We start from the raw sequence: 21,694 nt of genomic DNA, 5'->3' as shown, positions 1-21,694 counted from the left end.
GGGATTTTCGGCCAACTGTCACTATGTCCTTCGAAGCGTCGCCTTTGAACTGTTTCTTTTGAACAGTTTACCTAGAACAGTTTCCTAGAACAGTGGAGCGCACGTTATCCATCGTGATCTTGTTGCGCCAAGCGCTGAACGCGAGGAGAGAGCTCCCGTAGCGCGCGCCGATATACCTCTCGTTTGAACGGCACCACTTGCCCCAGTGGATACCAGTAACTTACCCACCGCCAACCATCGAACTCGGGTTTAGGCGTTGCCGTCATACAGATTCGATTTTCTTGGCAGCGAATCTTGAGTAAAAACCACTTCTGCTTCTGGCCGATACAAACCGGCCGCGAGTGGGTGCGAATCATGCGTCGTGGCAGACGGTAGCGCAGCCATCCCCGGGTACAGGCGACAATATCGACATCATCGGCGGTTAGACCGATCTCCTCAAAAAGCTCACGAAAAAGCGCTTGATGTGGTGTTTCGTTTGCCTTGATGCCTCCCTGGGGAAACTGCCACGCGTTTTGCCCTACACGACGCGCCCAAAGCAGCTGCCCCTGGCTGTTGGCAATAATGATGCCAACATTGGGGCGAAAGCCGTCAGCGTCGATCACGGACATCACCTTATAAATTTTCAGTTGTCCCCATTTTTCCACAAGGGAGACAAGCGTATCAATACAATATCACCCTAAGTGGTTAAACCATGGTGACTCTGCGATAATCCGCCGCTTTGCAAACCGTTACTGACGTTCATTACTGAGCTAACGAGCAGCACAATTAACCAACACCATAAGGGGAGCGCCGTGAGTCTGGCCATTTTCGATCTGGATAATACGCTGATATCCATCGACAGCGATCATGCCTGGGGCGAGTTTTTGCTCGAACAGGGGGCAGTTGACCCAGTTGCCTACCGCGAGGCCAATGAGCGCTTTATGGCGGATTACAATGCGGGCACGTTAGACATGGCGGCTTTTTTGGAAATGGCATTGAAGCCACTGGCTGAAAATACGCCGGAACAGTTAGCCGCTTGGCATCAGCAGTTTATGGTCAGCAAAATCGAGCCGAATATTTTACCTAAAGCAGAAGAGCTGCTGGCTCGGCACCGCACGAAAGGCGATACGTTACTGATCATCACCGCCACTAATCGCTTTATTACTGCCCCCATCGCTAATCGCTTGGGCGTGGACGACTTGATTGCAGTTGACCCAGAAATAGTAGACGGCCGCTATACCGGCCGAGTAGCGGGCACACCCAGCTACCGCGAAGGCAAAGTGACTCGCTTAAAGCAATGGCTTGAGGGCCAAGAGTTCACCATGGATGGCGCATGGTTTTACAGCGACTCTCACAACGACCTTCCCTTGCTTGAACAGGTAGAACACCCGGTTGCCGTCGACCCCGACGACACCCTGCGCAAGGTGGCCGAAGAACGCCAATGGCGCATTATGAGCCTGCGAGATTGAGCCAACTGATTCGCGGGTGCGCTGACGCTTACGCCGCGCTACAAACCCGTTAATTCAGTACGTTGCAAACGTAGCGCGTGGTAATGCATCTTGCGAGGAACGAGCAAATGAGGCACCCGCGAACGGCTATGGCACTACCCCGCGGGTGCGCTGACGCTTACGCCGCGCTACAAACCCATTAATTCAGTACGTTGCAAACGTAGCGCGTGGTAACGAATCTTGCGAGGAACGAGCAAATGAGGCACCCGCGAACGATTATGGCACTTCCCCGCGGGTGCGCTGACGCTTACGCCGCGCTACAAACCCATTAATTCAGTACGTTAACCGTAGCGCGTGGTAACGCATCTTGCGAGGAACGAGCAAATGAGGCACCCGCGAACGATTATGGCACTGCCCCGCGGGTGCGCTGACGCTTACACCGCGCTACAAACCCGTTAATTCAGTACGTTAACCGTAGCGCGTGGTAACGAATCTTGCGAGGAACGAGCAAATGAGGCACCCGCGAGCGACTATGGCACTTCCCCGCGGGTGCGCTGACGCTTACACCGCGCTACAAACCCATTAATTCAGTACATTGCAAACGTAGCGCGCGGTAACGCATCTTGCGAGGAACGAGCAAATGAGGCACCCGCGAACGGCACAGGCGCCCAATAAAAAAACCCCGCAAGCACTTAGCTTGCGGGGTTTGGTATTACTGAGCATTGCTCTAAGAACAGTTTTTAGAACAGCTCAAAGAACGCTAGTAAACGTGCTTAGCCGAGCAGGTGCTCAACGGCCGCGCGCTCTTCACGCAGTTCTTTCTCGGTAGCCTGCATCTTCTCTTTGCTGAACGCGTCCAACTCAAAGCCTTGAACGATTTCATACTTGCCACCCTGACAACGAACTGGGTAGGAGTAGATGATGCCTTCTTCAATGCCGTAGCTGCCGTCAGACGGGATCGCCATGCTGACGATACCATCGCAACCCAGCGCCCAATCACGCATGTGATCAATCGCTGAAGACGCTGCAGATGCTGCAGAAGATGCGCCGCGTGCTTTGATAATCGCCGCACCGCGCTGCTGTACTGTCGGGATAAAGTCGTTTTCGTACCAGTCACGCTCGACCAGATCGAAGGCGGCTTTGCCGTCTACTTTGCACTGCGCCAGATCAGGGTACTGGGTAGCACTGTGGTTGCCCCAGATAATCATGCTGTCAACGTCAGTAACGTGCTTGCCGGTTTTCTGAGCCAGCTGTGTCAGCGCACGGTTGTGATCCAAACGCGTCATCGCAGTGAACTGGCCTGCATCGAGGTCCGGCGCATTGCAAGAAGCAATCAATGCATTGGTGTTAGCCGGGTTACCGACAACGAGTACACGCACGTCACGGCTAGCGTGATCGTTCAGCGCTTTACCTTGTACAGAGAAGATCGCGGCGTTGGCTTCCAGCAGGTCTTTACGCTCCATACCCGGGCCACGCGGACGCGCACCTACCAGCAAGGCGAAATCGGCATCTTTGAAGGCAACGTTCGGATCATCAGTGGCAACGATGTCTTGTACCAGCGGGAAAGCACAGTCGTTAACTTCCATGACAACGCCATTCAGTGCGTCCATGGCTTGGGGAATTTCGAGAAGCTGGAGAATGACTGGCTGATCCGGCCCCAGCATATCGCCAGCGGCGATGCGGAAAATAAGAGAGTAGCTGATCTGGCCGGCACCGCCGGTAATCGCAATACGTACTGGATCTTTCATCATTGCTCCTTGATGGTTCGCCTAGGGTGGGTTCTCGCCTGAGAGTGGGACGACAGAACTCAAGACGCAAAGATGGTATGCCCAGATGTGCAAAAACTCAATCATACATGAGACTACTACCCATTCTCTCAGCGGCTTGGTACTCGCTGCCAGACGCCAGTTGCGCTATGGTGTGTCGGTCAGTAAGCCTTAACTTTTAGTACGGCCTACCCTTCAGCATGACTTGCCTTGTGTGATTTTTTTGGGTTAATACGGATATAACTACCCCATGCGACGAATCCCCTACTCTTACGCGCTTGCTAGCCTGCTAGTTCTGGCGCTTGTGATATGGCTAGCGGTTGGCGATTTTCAACGTTTCCAAAGTAGTCCACCTGATGTAGATGCCACTGAACGCGACGCAACACCTCGTGTAGAGGTGATGAACCAGCAGAGCGCGCCCTATATTCCTAAGCACGTGCTGCAAGGCCAGCTAACTGCTGAAAAAGAAACACTGCTGCGCGCCAATGTAACTGGCTATGTCGCAGAAAAACCGGTGGCCCAAGGAGAAACCGTCAGCCGAGGCGAGACACTGCTGGTACTAGACAACGACGCGCTCCCTCAACGCCTACAGCAGGCACGTGATGAGTTAGCGCTTGCTGAAGCGGAGTACGCGGGTGCTCAAAGCCTACGCCGCCGCGAGCTGATTTCTCAGCCAGAATTGCTGCGCCTGCAAAGTGCCTTAAGCGCCAGCGCAGCCCAGGTAGCTCAGTTGGAAAAGCAGTTAAGCGATACTCGCCCTACCGCACCCTTTGAAGGCGTGTTGGACCGCGTCCAGGTTGAGCTTGGCGACTTGCTGCAACCAGGCGAAGAGTGGGCACGACTGATCGACGACCGGCGTTTAATCGGCACCGCTTGGGTGGCTCAACAGCAAATCGGCGAGTTAAGCGTTGGCTTACCTGTCACCGCGCGACTGCTCAATGGCCAGTCGCTTTCCGGCGAAGTGTCTTACATTAGTAGTCGTGCAGAAGAAGCCACTCGCACATTCTATATCGAAGTAACGCTCGACAATCCAGACAGGCAACGCCTAGCAGGGAGCAGCGCTGAATTCACCATAACGCTGCCACCTCGACAGGTGCATACTCTATCGCCTGCTCTCTTTAATCTGAATGAGCAGGGTCAACTAGCCATCAAGCATGTTGTTGAGAATAACCGCGTTGCCCAAACGGCGATTGAATTGGTCAGTGCTGATACCGAACGCGCCTACGTTACTGGCCTACCCAGCTCCGTGCAGTTGATCACCCTCGGCGCAGGTTTGGTCAACCCAGGCGACACCGTAACACCCGTATCTACCCAGGAAGGTGGTCATGCGTCAGTTGATTAATGCGGCGCTAACCCACACGCGAACCACCCTGCTGCTCCTGGTTGGCCTGCTGCTGGCGGGTACAACTGCCTGGCAGATGATTCCCAAGGAAGCCAATCCAGACGTCACTATCCCGATTATTTACGTCTCGCTTTCGCTGGAAGGCGTTAGCCCGGAAGATGGCGAACGCCTGCTAGTCCGCCCTATGGAGCAGGAACTACGCGGAATCGAAGGGCTGCGCAAATTTACCGCCCAGTCGAGCGAGGGTCATGGGTCGGTAACGCTGGAGTTTGATCCTGGCTTTGATCCGGATACCGCGCTTTCTGATGTACGCGAACGCGTGGATATCGCCCGCAGTAGCTTACCGGATGAAGCGGACGAGCCTCGGGTCATGGAGGTTAACGTCTCGGAGTTTCCGGTATTGAGCATTGGCCTTTCCGGCGAGTTGGATACTCGAGAACGGGTAACCATTGCGCGTCGCTTAAAAGAGGAAATAGAGGGCATTGCCGACGTTCTAGAGGTCGATATTGCTGGCGACCGCGAGGACTTACTCGAAATTGTCGTTGACCCACTGGTACTGGAAAGTTATGGCGTTGATTTTGATACGCTGTTTAATCAAATCTCACGCAATAATCGCCTAGTTGCTGCGGGCAGCTTGGATACCGGCGCCGGACGGCTAGCACTAAAAGTACCGGGCATTATCGAATCGTTAAACGATGTCATGGACATGCCGGTGAAAGTTGACGGCGACCAAGTGGTTACGTTTGGTGATGTTGCGTGGATTTTACCGACCTACAAAGATCCCGAAGGATTCGCCCGCATCGACGGCCAGCCAGCAGTAGTACTGGAAATTTCCAAGCGCGCGGGGGCGAATATCATCGCCACCATTGAAGCCGTAAGAGAACGCTTTGCCCAGGCAGGCGACCTACTGCCTGAACAGCTGCGTATTACCACGATTTTAGACGAGTCGGTTACCGTTCAAAACATGCTCTCTGAGCTGTTAAATAACGTGCTCACCGCAGTGGTACTGGTATTAATTGTTGTCGTAGCCGTGATGGGTTGGCGCATGGCGTTGCTGGTAGGCCTGACCATACCCGGAGCGTTTTTAACCGGCATTCTACTGGTTTGGGCATTTGGCTTTACGCTCAACATCGTGGTGCTATTTGCGCTGATCTTAGTGGCTGGCATGCTAGTGGATGGTGCGATTGTAGTCAGCGAGCTCGCTGATCGACACCTGCATGAGGGGCAGTCTCCCCACCAGGCTTGGCTGAATGCCGCAACACGCATGAGCTGGCCGGTTATTGCCTCTACCGCGACAACGCTTGCGGTATTTATACCGCTGCTATTTTGGCCAGGCGTGGTAGGCCAGTTTATGAAGTACCTGCCTGCCACCGTCATCTTGTGCCTTCTTGCGTCGCTAGCCATGGCACTGGTGTTTTTGCCTACCCTGGGGCGATTGTTTACCCGTACATCCCATACGGCTACTGCAGGGGCAGGCCCGGTCGACGAAAGCACGTCACTTGGACGCGGCTACCGCCGCGTGCTCGGGCGTTTGCTGCAGCATCCCGCCTGGGTGCTCGTGTTTGCGGTGCTGTTAATTGGGTTGATTTATACCGGCTATGCTCGTTTTAATCATGGCGTTGATTTCTTCCCCAGCGTAGAGCCGGACAGCGCGCAGGTGCTGGTACGTGCCCGAGGCGATTTTTCCGCTGAAGAAACCGACACCATACTGAAGCGGGTGGAAAGCCGGCTGGGCAGCATGGGAGAAGTCGAAGCCCTTTATGCACGCTCTTTTGCGGTGCCTAACCAGCAAATGGGCAATGATGTGATCGGGATGTTGCAGTTTCAGTTTGTCGACTGGTACCAGCGCCGCCCTGCCCGCACGATTTTGGCTGACATGGCCGAGCGCACTCAAGATCTACCGGGGATAACGCTAGAGTTTCGCGAGCAGGAGATGGGACCTGGTGGCGGCAAACCTATTGTGCTCGAAGTAAGCGCCACTGATCCAGACATCGCAAACGCCGGCGTTGACCAGATTACGGCACTAATGCACGAGCTAGGCGGCTTTACCGACATCCAGGATAATCGCAGCCTGCCCGGGGTCGAATGGCAGGTAAAAGTTAATCGTGAAGCCGCTGCCCGCATGGGCACCGATATCACCACCATTGGTAGTGCTGTACAGCTACTGACCACTGGCCTTCAAGTGGCCAACTACCGTCCCCCCACCGTTACTGATGAGGTGGATATTCGCGTGCGCTTACCGGAACACTGGCGCACGCTCAACCAACTTGAACGACTGACGATCAACACCCCACGAGGCCAAGTGCCTATTGCTCACTTTGTAGACATTACGCCCGCCCCCAAAGTTGGCACCCTGAATCGTATTGATGGACGCCGTGCGATTACCGTTGAGGCAGATTTAGCACCAGGCTATTTAGCGGACGAGCGGTTGCGAGCGCTACTAGATGCAGGCCAAAGCCAACTTGACGATAGTTTGATGGTTAATGTGGCGGGTGAACAAGAAGATCAGCAGGAATCCATGCAGTTCTTGATCAGCGCTTTCTTGATCGCGATTGGGCTAATGGCGCTGATTCTGGTGACACAGTTCAATAGCTACTATCAAGCAGCGCTAGTGCTATCGGCCATTGTGTTCTCCACTGCGGGCGTTTTGATGGGGCTGCTCATTACTGGCCAAGCGTTTGGTATTGTCATGGTGGGCATGGGCATTATCGCCCTGGCAGGTATTGTCGTTAACAACAATATCGTCTTGATCGACACTTACAACGAGTTGCGCGGCCAAGGCATGCCCCCAACCGAAGCGGCACTAGAAGCAGGCACCCTGCGCTTACGCCCAGTGCTTCTCACCGCCATTACCACCGTGCTGGGGTTAATGCCGATGGTGCTGGGAATCAACGTTAATCTTTTTGCACCCGCGCTAGGGTTTAACGCCCCCTCGGCCCAGTGGTGGACACAAATGTCCAGCGCGATTGCCGGTGGCTTAACCTTTGCCACTGCCCTAACGCTCTTGCTAACGCCTTGCATGTTAGTAATAGGCGGCAAGGTGAGGCGTGAGAAGTGAGAAGTTGGTATGCCCCCATTTTTGTAGACACTTGGGTTTAACTGTTCGCAGCATAGGCGCTGGGAGTGAGACTCAGATCATCGCGAGCTAAAGCTCCCTCCTACAAGATACCGTGCCACTGTTCTACTGTAGACATGATGGATTGACCTGCCCCTCCTCAACTTCGTGGGTTATGTTGAGGTTGAGGCAACAACGCAGAGCCACTATTAAGGGAGGCAGGTCATGAAACAGTCTAGCGTAAATCAACCGTCCTTTGGTGAACGCCGTAGCGGCGCTGGCAACGTCCATGCCGCTTATATCGGCCTGGATGTGCACAAGGCCACCATTGCCGTCTCTATCGCCGAGGCGGGGCGGCTCGAGCCCGAGTTTCGTGGCGAGATTCCTAACGAATCCAAGGCCATTGACAAGATGATTCGCCAGCTCAGCCAGCGGTTCAACGGGCAGCCTCTGTTGTTCAGTTATGAGGCTGGCCCTTGTGGTTACGGCCTCTATCACCAGATTCAGGCCAGCGGCCATGATGGCGAAGTGGTTGCCCCATCACTGATTCCTCGTCGTGCGGGAGATCGCGTCAAGACCGACCGACGAGACGCCGTCATGCTGGCCCGTCTCTCACGTGCTGGCGAACTCACGCCGGTCTGGGTGCCCACGCCTGAGCAGGAAGCCATTCGTGATCTGACACGTGCCCGTGAGGATATGAAGGCCATTGAGCTTAAAGCACGTCAACGTCTGAGCGCATTCTTGCTACGCCACGGCAAGGTCTACACTGGCAAAAGTAAGTGGATACCGGTTCATTTTCGCTGGCTCGAGACCGTCCGCTTCGATAATCGGATTCAGCAGATCGTGCTACAGGAGTACATTGAGGCCGTGAGAGAGGCTCAACGACGCGTTGCAGGGTTAGAGAAGCAAATGGAAGCGGCGTTAATGGAGTGGTCACTGGCCTCGGTGGTTCGGTCGCTAATGGCGATGCGTGGGATCAGCCTGATTACCGCCATGACAGTGCTGGCCGAGCTGGGTGATATCAGCCGGTTCGACTCACCGCGGCAACTGATGGCCTACCTGGGACTAGTGCCCAGCGAGCACTCCAGTGGCGGTAGTCGCCGACAGGGAGGCATCACTAAAACGGGGAATGGTCATGTGCGTCGTGTGTTGGTGGAGGCCGCCTGGAGCTATCGCTTCCCCGCGCGCAAGACGCGCATTATTGAGAAGCGAGCCGAGCAGACCACGCCGACGGTGCAGGCAATCGCCTGGGAAGCACAGAAACGACTCTGCGGACGTTACCGTCGATTGGCGGCCACGGGCAAGATGAAGCAGCAGGTTATCACCGCCGTCGCGCGCGAATTGACGGGGTTTATGTGGGCGATTGCCTGTGAGGCTATGGGCAAACCGCACGGAAGCCGGGCAACCGCATGACTATCACGTTCCAGTGTCTAGGTGTCAGGGAGCGTCGGGCCGGTGGGAGAACCCCTGGCCCTCCTATGAGGCCCCGCCCTCTGGGGCTGGGTGACCCTCGCTTGTAGAGCAGGGTAGCTCCGCGACGAAGTGATGACAGGTCGGTAACCAACCCACGAATACCAGAGAGATCCACCGTCGCAGATAGCCCTTCGCTTCCTGACCCCTAGGCATTGAGGACAACCGAATGAACGAAAGATAACCGTGCCCTTGACAGGTCAATCCATACCAGGAGGCCGATTTATCGGGCGATGGCGGCGCAGCCGCCCCTGACATAGCCAGGCGCATTAGCTTGGATCATCGTCGAAGTGTCGAACCAAAGCTAAAGCTCCCCCTACAATATCCAGGCTATTTACCTAAACACCATCGCGAGCTGAAGCTCCCTCCTACAAGACACCGTGCCACTGTAGGAGGCCGATTTATCGGTGATCCGGCACCTCAGCGAGGCGGAGTAGCCACCGCCCTTAGTTAGCAGCAACAAAGTCCGAACACCATCGCGAGCTGAAGCTCCCTCCTACAACACACCATGCTATGGAAAATGGGGAAAATTAAGCTGGTGACTTTATCTGCTGTGGGCTGTGGGCGGCGTGCAGGCGGGCGATTAGCTGGTCTTCAAGGGCGAAGCGCTCTGCCAACCCTTTCGCTAAGCGGTCAATCCAGGCGGGCAAACGCACTAGATTCTGCTGACAGCGTACCGGTGAGGCGAAGTCTTCATCGAATTCCAGCACCATGGCCGTTGACAATTCTAAGCGCTCAAGAAGCTTTGCCGCGATTTGTAATGCACTCTCATCGTCGAATGCCTTCGCTTCCTCAGCAAGCTGGGGGTAAATCTCGAAGTGCCCAGCGCTGATGTAGTCCATCAACAACTCACTAAAGGTGTCAATGCGCGCTTTGCTAATCGCCTCTAACTCGGCGTCACAAGCTTCTTTCAGCTCAATGAAGCTGACTAACAGCGAGCGGCGCTGATCAAGCCAGCGATCAATCAAACTGTGCACGCCCCCCCAGCGCTCCAGGGCATTTTTGCAATCTTCGAGCATGGGGCTTTCTCCTTACAGATAGCCGTCTTCAACTGAGCTAGACTCGCGCGTCCGTGGACACCTGTCAATCCTAGCGGGTACGGTTTACTTAATTCAATGAGGCCAATCAATTAATGTAAACCATACCACTTATTTAACTCTTTTTTACAGACCATGTTTTTAAAGACCACAGAATACGCAGAGGCGCAATCGCGAGCAATAAAAAGCCGATCAAGGTCCATGCAGGCAGCGACAGGCCTAAGAACATGAAATCGATGTCAGCACACTCACCAGAGCCGGTAAGCACCATGGCAACCACTTCTTGCATCGGCAAGATATCCATCATGTACTCAAGGCCTGGGCCACAGGTTGGCACTTCGTCAGCGGGCAAGCCTTGAAGCCATACATGCCTTCCGGCAACAAAAGCACCGGTACCTACTGCGGCTAAGCTCAGCAAACCGTAGATAGCTTTGCCTACTTTGCCACTTGGGTTATGAAGTGCAGCGATACCTAGCACCAGCCCTGCGGCAATCACCGCGACCCGCTGAAAAATACACAACGGGCAGGGTTCCAATCCCATAATATGCTCAAGCCCCAAGGCTACCGCCATCATCAGAACACAAAAGGCGAAGCCCGCTAACGCGATAGGGCGAACTGCTAATGATGTCATTGACCATCCTCTGGTGAAATAGCAGACAGCGCTCTGGACTCACGCGCTTTGGCAAAGTAAGTGCTTAGGAACTCACTAAAGCTCTCTTGATCGGCTTCTTCAATATCGTGCTGTTGTTGGTGCGAGGTCTCGATCAACTGAGCAAGCAGTGCTTCACGAGAACGTAGCATGGGCGTGGATTTAAGCTTGTCGGCCTGCTCTTGAGCCAATTGCAACAGCGTATCGCTGAGCGAGCCATTACCAGCTTCCAGGCGCTCCAGTAGTTGCGCTGAAGGAGTTAGAGAGGGATCTTTCAGCCGCGGCGCTAGCTCAGCGAGTGCCGACGCATGAGGAGTACTCTCTTCTACAGCATCCAATAGGCGTGCCACTTCGGCCATTTCCGCAAAAATCTGCTCGCCCCACTCCTTCACAGTCGTCGTTTTGCCGTTATGGATCAGCTTCAGCGCTGGGTCACGCCCACGCTCAACGACGAAACGGCGATTGTCGTCTAAGCGGTCGCACTCTTCGTCTGAAATCCACGGGCTATCGCTTAATAGACACCACATTAAGAAGGTATCAACAAAACGCATCTGAGCCTCGGTGACACCTAGCGGGTCGAATGGATTAAGATCCAAACAGCGTACTTCGATGTACTCCACCCCACGCGCTTCCAGGGCTTGACTGGGCGTTTCGTTGTGCTTGGCGACTCGTTTAGGGCGAATATCGCTGTAGTATTCGTTTTCAATCTGCAAAATATTGGCGTTTAACTGCTGCCACTCGTCGCCGTTCTTCACGCCCAGCTTTTCGTAGTCTGGCCACGGAGTGGAAATAGCGTGCCGTAGCGTGTTGACGTAGTTGGACAACGAGTTAAAGCAGATTTTAAGCTGCGACTGCACTTTATTCTGATAGCCCAAATCCGACATACGTAGCGTGGTCGCATAGGGGGCGTAATAGGTGTCGTCGCTCAACGACTGCAGTTTTTCAGGCACTGAGCCAGTTGGCAGGAAGCTTTTGTCGATGGCGGGTGATGCGCCAAATAGGTAGAGCAGCAGCCAGCTATGACGACGAAAATGCCGAATCATGCCGAAATAACGCGTAGAGCGATAATCGTTAAAAGGAATATTGGTGGCTTTTTCAAGCTCACGCAGGGCATGCCACATATCATCGGGTAGCGATACGTTGTAATGCACCCCGGCGATAGCCTGCATAATACGCCCGTAGCGCACATCCAACCCTTTACGATAAACATGCTTCATGGTGCCCACATTGGAGCTGCCGTAGTCGGCAATCGGTACACTATCGTTACCGGAAAGCCGAGACGGCATGCTGCCTGGCCAAATCCACTCATTTTCCAAGTGGTGATAGGTAAACGTGTGCAGGTCTGATAAAAATGCCAACGCCTCTTTTGGCTCTGAATACACCGGTGTGATGTACTCCAATAGCGCTTCGGAGTAGTCAGTGGTGATATGCGGGTGGGTTAGCTTTGAACCCAGCGCGTAAGGGTGCGGCGTTTGAGCAATATGGCCGTTGGCGTCAACGCGCAGGCCCTCTTTTTCCACCCCGCGACGCAGGCGACCTAGGCGCCCTAAACGCGCGCTAGGGAGCAAACGCTCAACCTGGGCGGTCAGTGTGGATGGCACAGTGAGAGGTTCAGACAAGGTGAACACTCCTTGTTAGTAAGGCCTGCTTAAAGCAGGCCTTGTTGAAATCAGCTGGCATCGCCATGCGGTTTATCACGTTTTTTTACCGAGAATAGACAGCAGGATATGGCGGCAACCATTAAATATTCAAGACGCGCGACTATTTGCCCTGCTTTGCTTTAAGCAGTGCTGCGCCGAGCGCGCCCATTGGTGCCGCTGCTTCGCTGGACTTTCCTCCCTGGCGTTGACCACGACCATTCTGTCCAGAACTAGCCGACCGCTGGCTACGTGCAGGCTTACGAGGCTCGTCGTTAGTGGAATTTGCAGCTGCTTGCGCCTGCTCTGGCTCATCATCCAAACGCATTGAAAGCCCTACCCGCTTGCGGGGGATATCCACGCTCATCACCTTAACGGTAACGATATCGCCTGCTTTTACTACACTGCGGGGATCATCGATAAAGCGGTCAGAGAGCGCTGAAATATGCACGAGCCCGTCTTGATGAACGCCAATATCTACAAAGGCACCGAAGTGAGTCACGTTGGTGACGGTACCTTCCAGCACCATGCCCAGCTTCAGGTCTTTGAGTGTTTCGACGCCTTCACGGAATTCAGCCGCCTTAAACTCAGGGCGCGGATCGCGTCCTGGCTTATCCAGCTCTTTGAGAATATCGCTGACGGTAGGAACACCAAAACGCTCATCAGCGAAGTCAGCGGGCTTCAGTGCTTTTAGCGTCGCACTATCACCAATCAGGCCTTTTATATCTCGACTATTCTGCTTGGCAATACGCTCTACCAGCGTATAAGCCTCTGGGTGAACAGCGCTGGCGTCCAGCGGATTTTCGGCGTTGCTAATGCGCAAAAAACCTGCACACTGCTCAAACGTCTTTGGCCCAAGGCGACTAACTTCCAACAGCTCTTTACGGCTTGTGAAGGCACCTTTAACGTTGCGTTGAGCAACAATATTTTCAGCAATGGCAGCACTTAGCCCGGCAACACGTGAAAGCAATGCGCTAGATGCCGTATTGAGATCCACACCGACAGCGTTAACGCAGTCTTCTATCACGACTTCTAGGCTACGTGACAGCTGCACCTGGGAGACATCGTGCTGATACTGACCAACACCGATAGATTTCGGCTCGATTTTCACCAGCTCTGCAAGCGGGTCTTGCAGGCGGCGAGCAATAGAGACAGCACCGCGCACAGTGACATCAAGATCAGGCAGCTCGCGGGAAGCGTATTCCGACGCGGAGTAAACCGACGCACCAGCCTCAGACACCATGACTTTACTTAAACGATGTTCGGGTGCTAACGCCTTCAGCAGATCACCTGCCAGCTTGTCGGTTTCACGACTGGCGGTGCCATTGCCAACGGCAACGAGTTGAACGCCGTGCTGTTTAACCAGCTTAGCGAGCACATTGAGCGATTCGTCCCAGCGATTCTGCGGCGCATGGGGGTAAATCGTCGCTTGGTCGATAAATTGACCGGTAGCATCCACCACCGCAACCTTGCAGCCGGTTCTTAGACCCGGGTCAATCGCGAGAGTCACTTTTTGCCCTGCAGGCGCTGCCAGCAAAAGGTCTTTCAGGTTGGCGGCAAACACCTCGATAGCAGTCAACTCTGCCTGCTCGCGCAGGCGACCCAACAACTCGGTTTCAAGCGCGGTATAAAGCTTCACACGCCACGTCCAGCGCACTACTTCGCTCAACCATTTGTCGGCGGGGCGGCCTTCATCGCTAATACCCACTTGTTTGGCAATAGCGACCTGGGCCGGATGAATTGGCGCGCCCTCTTCGCCAGGCAGACGAATCGCCAGACTTAGAATACCTTCGTTGCGACCGCGGAACATAGCCAGCGCACGGTGAGATGGCACCTTGGCCAGTTTCTCGTCATGTTCGAAGTAGTCAGAAAACTTTGCGCCCTCCTGCTGCTTGCCATCTAGCACGCGGGCACTTAATTCGCCCTCTTGCCATAACCGTTCACGCAATCGGCCAATAAGTTCAGGGTCTTCGGCGAAGCGTTCCATGAGAATTTGCTTAGCACCATCAAGGGCGGCTTTGGCATCTTCAATGGCTGGAATATCGCCTTCTGCAGGGCGCAGGTACTGCGCTGCTTCGCTTTCGGGATTAAGCTGCGGATTGGCCAACAGGGCATCAGCCAGTGGCTCTAGGCCCGCTTCACGGGCAATTTGAGCTTTCGTGCGGCGTTTTTTCTTAAACGGTAGGTATAAGTCTTCTAGGCGCTGCTTCGTCTCAGCTGCCTGAATCGTTGCTTTTAGCGTGGCATCCAGCTTGCCTTGCTCATCGATAGCCGCTAGTACGGCTTCACGGCGCTCTTCCAGCTCGCGCAAATAGCGCAGGCGCTCATCCAGTTGGCGCAGCTGAATATCATCGAGGGCACCCGTTACCTCTTTACGATAACGTGCAATAAACGGCACGGTAGCGCCACCATCCAGAAGCTCTACCGTTGCGGAGACCTGTTCAGGCCGTACGTTTAGCTCAGTGGCTAAGCGTGAAATAATGCGTTGTTTGACATCCATAACGTGCAACTAACTCATGCAGCATTCGAGGTGCCGACAAGGTACCACAATCGCACGATACTGGCATGAATTGGCTACGATGGGGAAGCTGCCCTCGCGGGTGCGCTTCGCTTACCACGCGCTACAATCCCACTGAGCTCAATGGTTGCATCCCTGTAGCGCGGTGTAACGAGTCTTGCGAGGGACGAGCAAACGAGGCACCCGCGGATAGTGTTTTATGCAGGCACAAAACGCAGTGCTACACCGTTGTTGCACCAACGCAAGCCGGTAGGCTCTGGGCCATCACCAAAGACATGGCCTTGATGACCGCCGCAGCGCGCACAGTGATACTCTGTGCGTGGCCACACCAGTTTGAAATCCAACTTGCTTAACAAGTGGCCCTCAACATGTTCGAAAAAACTGGGCCAACCGGTGCCAGAGTCATACTTCATTGCGCTGGTGAAAAGTACAAGATCGCACCCAGCACAGCGGTACTCACCTTCCCCAACCTCTCCGTCCAGAGGGCTTGAAAAGGCGCGCTCAGTTCCCTCTTCGCGGAGCACATAAAATGCTTCATCAGTAAGGCGTTCACGCCATTCATCTTCGCTTAATTCAAGCTTTTCAAGGCCAGGGGCTGCTTTAAGGTCTAATCGCGGAAAGCCAAACGAGACGCCAGGAAGAACACCTGCCAATCCGGTTAGTCCAGCAAGCCCCAAAAAGTGACGACGCTTCATTTGCGCATTCCCCCTTAACACGTCAAGGACATAGACACAAAAACGGGACGGCGCCTTAGCACCGTCCCGTTTTGACTACTTGACTGTCCAAACGTTCGATTAGTTATCCAAACATTCGACAACCTTTACCCTATCGTACATGTCAGGTTAACTGCGGACCCGCCTTGATAATTGCCTCGTTAACACCTTCAAACTTCTTGAAGTTATCAACGAATTTGGTGGCAAGGTCTTGCAGGTGACGATCGTAGGCATCTTGGTCAGCCCACGTTTCGCGAGGATTGAGCAGGCTAGAGTCGACACCCGGCACCGCTACAGGCACTTGAAGGTTAAGGCCATCGATGTGCTGGGTTTCAACATCACGCAGCACGCCAGACTGAATAGCACTGATGATGGCGCGAGTAGTCGGGATAGAGAAACGTGAGCCACCTTCGCCGTAGGCACCACCTGTCCAACCGGTGTTGACGAGATAAACCTGAGCATCTTTTTTGTCTACCCGCTTGATCAACAGATCGGCGTATTCACGCGCAGGACGCGGGAAGAATGGCGCACCGAAGCAGGTAGAGAATGTAGCAGCCAAGCCTTCAGATGAACCCATTTCGGTAGAGCCCACTTTCGCAGTGTAGCCTGACAAGAAATGGTACGCGGCGGCTTCTTTGGAAAGAATCGATACGGGCGGCAATACGCCAGACATATCGCAGGTCAGGAAGACGATAGCGTTAGGCTCACCAGCCAGGTTCTCCGGTACACGCTTTTCAACGTGCTCTAGCGGATAGGCGGCACGAGAGTTCTGGGTCAGGCTATCGTCGGCATAATCCGGCTCGCGACGATCGTCAAGAACAACGTTCTCCAGTACGGTACCAAACTTAATCGCGTTCCAGATAACTGGCTCGTTCTTCTCAGAAAGGTCGATACACTTAGCGTAGCAGCCACCTTCCATGTTGAAGACGATACCGTCGCCCCACGCGTGCTCATCATCGCCAATCAGGTAGCGCGCTTGGTCAGCGGAAAGCGTGGTTTTACCCGTACCTGAAAGACCGAAGAACAGGCAGGTTTCGCCGTCTTCACCAACGTTTGCAGAACAGTGCATCGGCAGAACGTCAGCTTCTGGCAACAAGTAGTTCTGCACAGAGAACATTGCTTTCTTCATTTCACCGGCATAGCGCATACCAGCAATCAATACTTTGCGCTCGGCAAAGTTAATAATGACACAGCCATCAGAGTTGGTGCCGTCGCGGCTGGGGTCACACTCAAAGCCCGCGGCGTTTAGAATCGTCCACTCATCTTTAACTGCTGTGTTGTATGCCTGCGGGCGCACAAACATGGTGCGGCCAAACAGGTTTTGCCAAGCCGTTTCTGTGGTAACACGAACGGGCAAGTAGTGTGTGTTATCACTGCCGACATGCAGTTCGGCTACGAAGTGCTCACCGCTACCCAGATAGTCTTCTACACGTGCCCACAGCGCTGAAAATTTCTCAGCATCAAACGGGCGGTTCACGCTTCCCCAGTCGATGCTATCGCGAGTAGAGGGCTCGTCGACGATATAGCGATCTTTCGGTGAACGCCCTGTGCGCAGACCGGTGTTTACCACCAGCGCACCGTTAGCCGACAGGCGGCCTTCACCACGGGCCACGGCGCGCTCGATCAGTTCGGCGCTGCTAAGATTAACGTGGGCTTGGGGAGCGGCTTGAGTCGTGGTCATGTCGATTCCTGGGTCTCGAATTTACCGGGCGTCAACGACGCCTTGAGAAATCATCTCAGCCGCTTATTGTTTCCAATACCATGGGCTGAGTGCGCTGAAGTCCGGCGCATTATGGCAAAAAGAAAGCCCCCAGGAAACGGGGGCTTTCATCAAATATCTTGTAGTTAAACTACTACAATGACACTACATTTTGTGTTGCAGCGCAGTATATTTTCAAACAACCGTTCGGCAGGCATCCTATAGGCTTTGCTATGACTAGCGCGGTACCTATACGACTTCAATACTCATGCCATCATCTGCGACTACACAATCAATGAATCACCGGGGGTGGCGCGTCCGGATTTTCTAATAAAATTTCAATATCTGCGGCTGTGTAGTGATATTTCGTGTGGCAAAAGTGGCATTGCGTATCGATTGCGCCTTCTTCACGCAAAATATCGCGCAGTTCCTGTTCGCCAAGCGTGTATAACGCATGACTCATTCGCTCCCGCGAGCAGGTGCAACCAAAGCGTAGTGCTTTCGGCTCGAACACTCTAACCGTCTCTTCGTGATAGAGCCGATACAGCACTTCGCGCTGCTCCAGCCCCAGCAGCTCTTCAGCCTTAATGGTTTCAGCGAGATGAACGCTGCGCTCCCAAGCATCAACATCTTGATTTTGTGAGGCGTCAGGCAGGCGCTGAAGCAGCAGCCCACCTGCACGCTCGCCATCAGCCGCGAGCCAAAGGCGTGTTGGCAACTGTTCTGATTGGCCAAAGTATGCTTCTAGGCAGCCCCCCAAGGTAGCGTGATCAAGCGCAACAATACCTTGATATCGATGCCCTTCCCTGGGATCGAGGGTAATCACAATTTGGCCTTCACCCACCAGCTCTCGGAAACTGGCATGTTCGCTGGGCAGCACAGCGTCTTCCGCGATTCGCGCGATCGCACGCAGCTCACCACCGGGGTTGGACTCGGCCATTAAGAGTGCAAGCGAGCCTCGTCCACGCACTTCAATGCTTAAGGTGCCGTCTAGTTTTACCGTGTCCGTTAGCAAAGCGACCGCCGCCAGCAGCTCACCCAGCAGTTCATTAACCGCTGGTGGATAGGCGTGACGGTCTAACACTTCATGATAGGCAGTGCTGAGCGTGACGATTTCACCACGCACGTTGGTTTGGTCAAACATAAAACGTTGGATTTGATCAGACATAAGGAAACCGCCGGAGAAGTAGAGAGAAGGCTTACCGCCATGACGAATAAATGCGTATTTAATCGCCCTGTTGGCGCTGGAAGCGCTGGATATCACGCCGCTGTTTTTTATCAGGGCGTTTGAGTGGGTGCTGCATGGCTTCATTGGTGAGACGACGAGCTTCAGCTTCTTTGGCTCGACGTTGCACGCTTTCCTCGGTTTCAGCGTAGAGCTTACGCGCTTCTGGCGCGCCGCGACGCTGGTCGGAAAGCGAAATCACTTCCACCTCAAAAATATCCCACCCTTGGGGAACGCGAATAAGCGCCCCCAGCTCGACATTTTTGCTGGTTTTTACGCGGCCACCGTCATAGTGGACCTTACCGCCTTCTATCGCTTTTTTAGCCAGGGCACGGGTTTTGAAAAACCGTGCGGCCCATAGCCACTTATCCAAGCGAACGCTGTCGCTCATTAACGCTCTCCTCGCTGCCCTGGCAGGTTATCTGGCAGCAGTTGGGCAAACCGGTCTAGGGCAATAAACTCCTGCAGTTCTTTTTCAGGCCGCTGGCTATTTGGCTGCTTAATACCCAGTAAGTGTTTAATACCAAACTCACGGGCACTTTCGAGTACGCGTGCGTTATCATCGATAAACAGCGTACGCGCTGAATCAAACGGTTCTCGCTCTTGAAGCGCAAACCAGAAAGCCTGCTCCTCTTTAGCAGCCCCCACATCTTCTGATGAGATGATGGCGTCGAGGTAGTTTTCCAACCCTGTCAGCGGTAATTTTAGCGCGAGGCTGGCACGGTCTGCGTTGGTCGCTAGAATGACACGGGGGTGGCCTTGCTTAAGCCAGGTTAAAAAGTCTAACGCGTCGCTACGCAGGCCTATCAAGTGTTGTACTTCGCGTTTCAGCGCCACGATATCCACACCGAGCTCGCGGCTCCAGTACGCAAGGCTGTACCAGTTCAGCGTGCCCTGTTCACCGATAATGCGCGCACGCAGCGCTTCTTGGCTCGCTGCGTCTAGCTGATGAAGCTCAACATAGCGTTTTGGCAGGTGCTCTAGCCAGAAATGGCTATCGAAGTGCAGATCCAGCAGCGTGCCATCCATATCGAGTAGGACAGTATCAATCTCGCGCCAATCAATCATTGCCGCTCCAGTATGAAAGAGTAAGCATGCTATTGTAGCGTAACCCGTTTTTTGCAGCCACGGAGGCATGATGTCACTCCACGACGCTTCAACAGGCAATACCCCACATGACTACCTGAAAAAGCCGCAAATCTTGGCGCGAACCAACGTCGCCAAAAGCCGTTTATTCCAGATTGAGTCGCTTGACTTGCGCTTTTCTAATGGTGAAGAGCGCCAGTTTGAACGTTTAACCGGCGCAGACCGAGGCGCGGTAATGATTATTGCCATGCCCGATCCAGAGCATGTACTGCTTATTCGTGAATATGCGGCGGGCTTTGAAGATTATGTGCTGACGCTGCCAAAGGGGCTAGTTGATCCCGGCGAAGATATTGTCACTGCAGCCAACCGCGAGCTAATGGAAGAGTGCGGCTTTGGCGCGCATCGCATTGAACCGCTGGTGGAGTTATCGCTTGCGCCTAACTATATGCGCCACCGCATGCAGGTACTCATCGCCACCGATCTTTATCCCAAGCGCCTGCCGGGCGACGAGCCAGAGCCGTTGATTGTCGAAACCCATGCCATTGAAGAACTGCCGGCACTGCTATTACGTGACGACTTCCACGAAGCCCGCGCCATAGCCGCGCTCTATATCGCAAGGGATAAGCTACGCGAAGAGAAACGTAATAACGCAATGGATTTGTTGTAAAGCGTTAATGATCAACGCGGGCAAATAGTCTAGAAGGGAGCTTCAGCTCGCGATGGTTTGGCCTCCTAAAATAGATCAGTGGCACGGTACCTTGTGGGAGGGAGCTTCAGCTCGCGATGGTTTGGCCTCCTAAAATAGATCAGTGGCACGGTACCTTGTGGGAGGGAGCTTCAGCTCGCGATGACCCAGGCTTTTCTGCCTGTGCCAGCTATGGGCGGCTGCGCCGCCATCGCCCGATAAATCGGCCTCCTACAATGATGACCCCAGGGGTGCCTGGCCACTGCCAAAAGGCTTTTCATCCAATGCTTACAAATGGTGTTTTAGCGGTATCCAGCGGCGTTGGCGATGGCTGTCTAGGCCTGCTTCCAAGAGCGTCATGTTGCGTAGCGCATCGTCAATATCAACAGGCAGTGGCGTTTTATCGCGGATCGCGACGGCCACGCCTTGATAATAAGCCAAGTAGTCACCCGCCTGGGTAGCATGCTCGTGACGCACTAGCGGTGCCTCTTCTCCGTCGCCCTCGCGAAGGGTCAGCGTACCAGGGGAGTCAGCACCCCAGGCAGGCGTTGGCACCTCTCCCGCTTTTAAGCGATCCTCTTGAGGGTCTAGACCGTATTTAAGGTAGCTACCTTTCGTTCCATTAATGCGGAAGCGCGGTGTTGATTCGGCAACCAGCGTGCCAGCGCTGAGGCTAACGCGACAGCCGTCGTACTCCAGCAGCGCTAAAAAGTCATCATCGGCTTTAGCGTCATCTCTGCGCACACCCAGATCTAGCATGATGGCATTTGGCATCCCAAACAGCTCACAGGCTTGGTCAAGCAAGTGAGGGCCTAGGTCATACCAAATTCCCCCACCTGGTGTGGCTTTTTCGCGCCAGCGGTCACGAACCTCAGGACGAAAACGATCAAAACGCGACTCAAGCCCAGTGACACGGCCTAACGTGCCGGCTTCAAGCAGCGCTTTAATAGTAAGGAAGTCACTATCCCAACGGCGGTTATGAAATACCGACACCAAACGCTCTTTATCAATCGCCAGCGCTTTTAGCTGCTTGGCTTCTGAAAGTGTGACGGTAAACGGCTTATCGACGACTACGTGTTTACCCGCCATCAACGCTGCTTTGGCGAGCGGAAAATGCGTGTCATTAGGTGTAGGGATAACAATTAGATCAATATCGCTACGCTGACATAACGCCAGTGCTTGGCGCTCAACCTCAACATCCAAGTCAGCATGCACTTTGGCGGCATCGCTAGAGGATACTGCGACTAAATCCAAGCCTTCCGTTGCCTGAATGAGTGGCGCATGAAACGTTTTACTCGCAAATCCATAGCCAACGAGGCCAACGTTGATAATCGCCTTCATTACATTCCTTAGTCGTTTTGACGGTTTGCATTGGGCATAAAGCA

17 protein-coding genes are annotated in these 21,694 nt (G+C 54.1%); 5 read left to right on the top strand and 12 right to left on the bottom strand.

Annotated features, from left to right (window positions below; all coding sequences use genetic code 11):
* Positions 1-104 precede the first annotated feature (104 nt).
* Positions 105-602, bottom strand: coding sequence for an RNA pyrophosphohydrolase (locus tag K7H08_RS17295; protein ID WP_038486029.1), 498 nt, complete (start codon positions 600-602; stop codon positions 105-107).
* 189 nt (positions 603-791) lie between these two features.
* Between K7H08_RS17295 and K7H08_RS17290 the strand changes: the two genes are divergently transcribed.
* Complete coding sequence (locus K7H08_RS17290; RefSeq protein ID WP_038486032.1) at positions 792-1,448, top strand: HAD family hydrolase; 657 nt, start codon at positions 792-794, stop codon at positions 1,446-1,448.
* A gap of 752 nt (positions 1,449-2,200) precedes the next feature.
* On the opposite strand, the gene K7H08_RS17285 is transcribed toward K7H08_RS17290, so the two are convergent.
* A complete protein-coding gene (locus K7H08_RS17285) occupies positions 2,201-3,175 on the bottom strand; it encodes a malate dehydrogenase (RefSeq protein WP_038486035.1) in 975 nt (324 codons plus the stop codon).
* A 268-nt stretch (positions 3,176-3,443) separates the two neighbouring features.
* Here K7H08_RS17285 and K7H08_RS17280 point away from each other — a divergent pair, with 268 nt between their 5' ends.
* The 3 genes from K7H08_RS17280 (at position 3,444) to K7H08_RS17270 (ending at position 9,003) form a co-directional block, all read left to right on the top strand.
* The gene (locus K7H08_RS17280) at positions 3,444-4,535 is read left to right on the top strand and encodes an efflux RND transporter periplasmic adaptor subunit (RefSeq protein WP_231658613.1); all 1,092 of its coding nucleotides are present in this window, start codon (positions 3,444-3,446) and stop codon (positions 4,533-4,535) included.
* Positions 4,519-7,593, top strand: a complete 3,075-nt coding sequence (locus tag K7H08_RS17275) for an efflux RND transporter permease subunit (RefSeq protein WP_231658612.1) — start codon at positions 4,519-4,521, stop codon at positions 7,591-7,593. The genes K7H08_RS17280 and K7H08_RS17275 overlap by 17 nt, the downstream gene beginning before the upstream one ends.
* 222 nt (positions 7,594-7,815) lie before the next feature.
* Positions 7,816-9,003 (top strand): IS110 family transposase, encoded by a 1,188-nt coding sequence (locus K7H08_RS17270; protein ID WP_231658611.1) that lies wholly within the window; start codon positions 7,816-7,818, stop codon positions 9,001-9,003.
* 587 nt (positions 9,004-9,590) lie between these two features.
* Here K7H08_RS17270 and rsd read toward each other — a convergent pair.
* From rsd to yrfG, 9 genes are all read right to left on the bottom strand, one after another.
* Positions 9,591-10,079 (bottom strand): sigma D regulator, encoded by a 489-nt coding sequence (rsd, locus tag K7H08_RS17265; protein ID WP_095604561.1) that lies wholly within the window; start codon positions 10,077-10,079, stop codon positions 9,591-9,593.
* Between the two features lie 133 nt (positions 10,080-10,212).
* Positions 10,213-10,728 carry a disulfide bond formation protein B gene (locus K7H08_RS17260; protein WP_095604560.1) on the bottom strand — a complete coding sequence of 172 codons (516 nt, stop codon included), beginning with the start codon at positions 10,726-10,728 and terminating at the stop codon, positions 10,213-10,215.
* A complete protein-coding gene (gene gshA / locus K7H08_RS17255) occupies positions 10,725-12,365 on the bottom strand; it encodes a glutamate--cysteine ligase (RefSeq protein WP_231658610.1) in 1,641 nt (546 codons plus the stop codon). Before gshA ends, K7H08_RS17260 begins: the two co-directional genes overlap by 4 nt.
* Positions 12,366-12,507: 142 nt before the next feature.
* The gene (locus tag K7H08_RS17250) at positions 12,508-14,883 is read right to left on the bottom strand and encodes a Tex family protein (RefSeq protein WP_231658609.1); all 2,376 of its coding nucleotides are present in this window, start codon (positions 14,881-14,883) and stop codon (positions 12,508-12,510) included.
* 215 nt (positions 14,884-15,098) lie between these two features.
* A complete protein-coding gene (gene msrB / locus K7H08_RS17245) occupies positions 15,099-15,596 on the bottom strand; it encodes a peptide-methionine (R)-S-oxide reductase MsrB (protein ID WP_038486050.1) in 498 nt (165 codons plus the stop codon).
* A gap of 142 nt (positions 15,597-15,738) precedes the next feature.
* A complete protein-coding gene (locus K7H08_RS17240) occupies positions 15,739-17,295 on the bottom strand; it encodes a phosphoenolpyruvate carboxykinase (RefSeq protein ID WP_038486052.1) in 1,557 nt (518 codons plus the stop codon).
* A 310-nt stretch (positions 17,296-17,605) separates the two neighbouring features.
* Complete coding sequence (gene hslO, locus K7H08_RS17235; protein ID WP_038486054.1) at positions 17,606-18,481, bottom strand: Hsp33 family molecular chaperone HslO; 876 nt, start codon at positions 18,479-18,481, stop codon at positions 17,606-17,608.
* A 58-nt stretch (positions 18,482-18,539) separates the two neighbouring features.
* Positions 18,540-18,929 (bottom strand): ribosome-associated heat shock protein Hsp15, encoded by a 390-nt coding sequence (gene hslR / locus K7H08_RS17230; RefSeq protein WP_038486056.1) that lies wholly within the window; start codon positions 18,927-18,929, stop codon positions 18,540-18,542.
* Positions 18,929-19,606 carry a GMP/IMP nucleotidase gene (yrfG, locus tag K7H08_RS17225; protein WP_231658608.1) on the bottom strand — a complete coding sequence of 226 codons (678 nt, stop codon included), beginning with the start codon at positions 19,604-19,606 and terminating at the stop codon, positions 18,929-18,931. The genes hslR and yrfG overlap by 1 nt, the downstream gene beginning before the upstream one ends.
* 70 nt (positions 19,607-19,676) lie before the next feature.
* On the opposite strand from yrfG, the gene nudE reads away from it, so the two are divergent.
* Positions 19,677-20,291 (top strand): ADP compounds hydrolase NudE, encoded by a 615-nt coding sequence (gene nudE, locus K7H08_RS17220; protein WP_193060828.1) that lies wholly within the window; start codon positions 19,677-19,679, stop codon positions 20,289-20,291.
* Positions 20,292-20,597: 306 nt separating this feature from the next.
* Here the strand turns inward: nudE and K7H08_RS17215 are convergent, their stop codons facing one another.
* Entirely contained in the window at positions 20,598-21,650 is a 1,053-nt protein-coding gene (locus K7H08_RS17215) for an oxidoreductase (RefSeq protein ID WP_198350153.1), read from the bottom strand.
* Between the last annotated feature and the right edge of the window lie 44 nt (positions 21,651-21,694).

The sequence above is a fragment of the Halomonas sp. IOP_6 genome, from assembly GCF_021151565.1.
Taxonomy (GTDB): Bacteria; Pseudomonadota; Gammaproteobacteria; order Pseudomonadales; family Halomonadaceae; genus Vreelandella; species Vreelandella alkaliphila.
Note: the sequence above shows the minus strand (reverse complement) of the source record. Positions and strands in the feature narration are given on the sequence as shown.

Excerpts from the sequence above, each read along its gene's own strand:
- K7H08_RS17285 (WP_038486035.1), bottom strand. The coding sequence starts at position 3,175 with ATGAAAGATCCAGTACGTATTGCGATTACCGGCGGTGCCGGCCAGATC.
- K7H08_RS17280 (WP_231658613.1), top strand. The coding sequence starts at position 3,444 with ATGCGACGAATCCCCTACTCTTACGCGCTTGCTAGCCTGCTAGTTCTG.
- K7H08_RS17275 (WP_231658612.1), top strand. The coding sequence starts at position 4,519 with ATGCGTCAGTTGATTAATGCGGCGCTAACCCACACGCGAACCACCCTG.
- K7H08_RS17270 (WP_231658611.1), top strand. The coding sequence starts at position 7,816 with ATGAAACAGTCTAGCGTAAATCAACCGTCCTTTGGTGAACGCCGTAGC.
- rsd (WP_095604561.1), bottom strand. The coding sequence starts at position 10,079 with ATGCTCGAAGATTGCAAAAATGCCCTGGAGCGCTGGGGGGGCGTGCAC.
- K7H08_RS17260 (WP_095604560.1), bottom strand. The coding sequence starts at position 10,728 with ATGACATCATTAGCAGTTCGCCCTATCGCGTTAGCGGGCTTCGCCTTT.
- K7H08_RS17250 (WP_231658609.1), bottom strand. The coding sequence starts at position 14,883 with ATGGATGTCAAACAACGCATTATTTCACGCTTAGCCACTGAGCTAAAC.
- msrB (WP_038486050.1), bottom strand. The coding sequence starts at position 15,596 with ATGAAGCGTCGTCACTTTTTGGGGCTTGCTGGACTAACCGGATTGGCA.
- K7H08_RS17240 (WP_038486052.1), bottom strand. The coding sequence starts at position 17,295 with ATGACCACGACTCAAGCCGCTCCCCAAGCCCACGTTAATCTTAGCAGC.
- hslO (WP_038486054.1), bottom strand. The coding sequence starts at position 18,481 with ATGTCTGATCAAATCCAACGTTTTATGTTTGACCAAACCAACGTGCGT.
- hslR (WP_038486056.1), bottom strand. The coding sequence starts at position 18,929 with ATGAGCGACAGCGTTCGCTTGGATAAGTGGCTATGGGCCGCACGGTTT.
- yrfG (WP_231658608.1), bottom strand. The coding sequence starts at position 19,606 with ATGATTGATTGGCGCGAGATTGATACTGTCCTACTCGATATGGATGGC.
- nudE (WP_193060828.1), top strand. The coding sequence starts at position 19,677 with ATGTCACTCCACGACGCTTCAACAGGCAATACCCCACATGACTACCTG.
- K7H08_RS17215 (WP_198350153.1), bottom strand. The coding sequence starts at position 21,650 with ATGAAGGCGATTATCAACGTTGGCCTCGTTGGCTATGGATTTGCGAGT.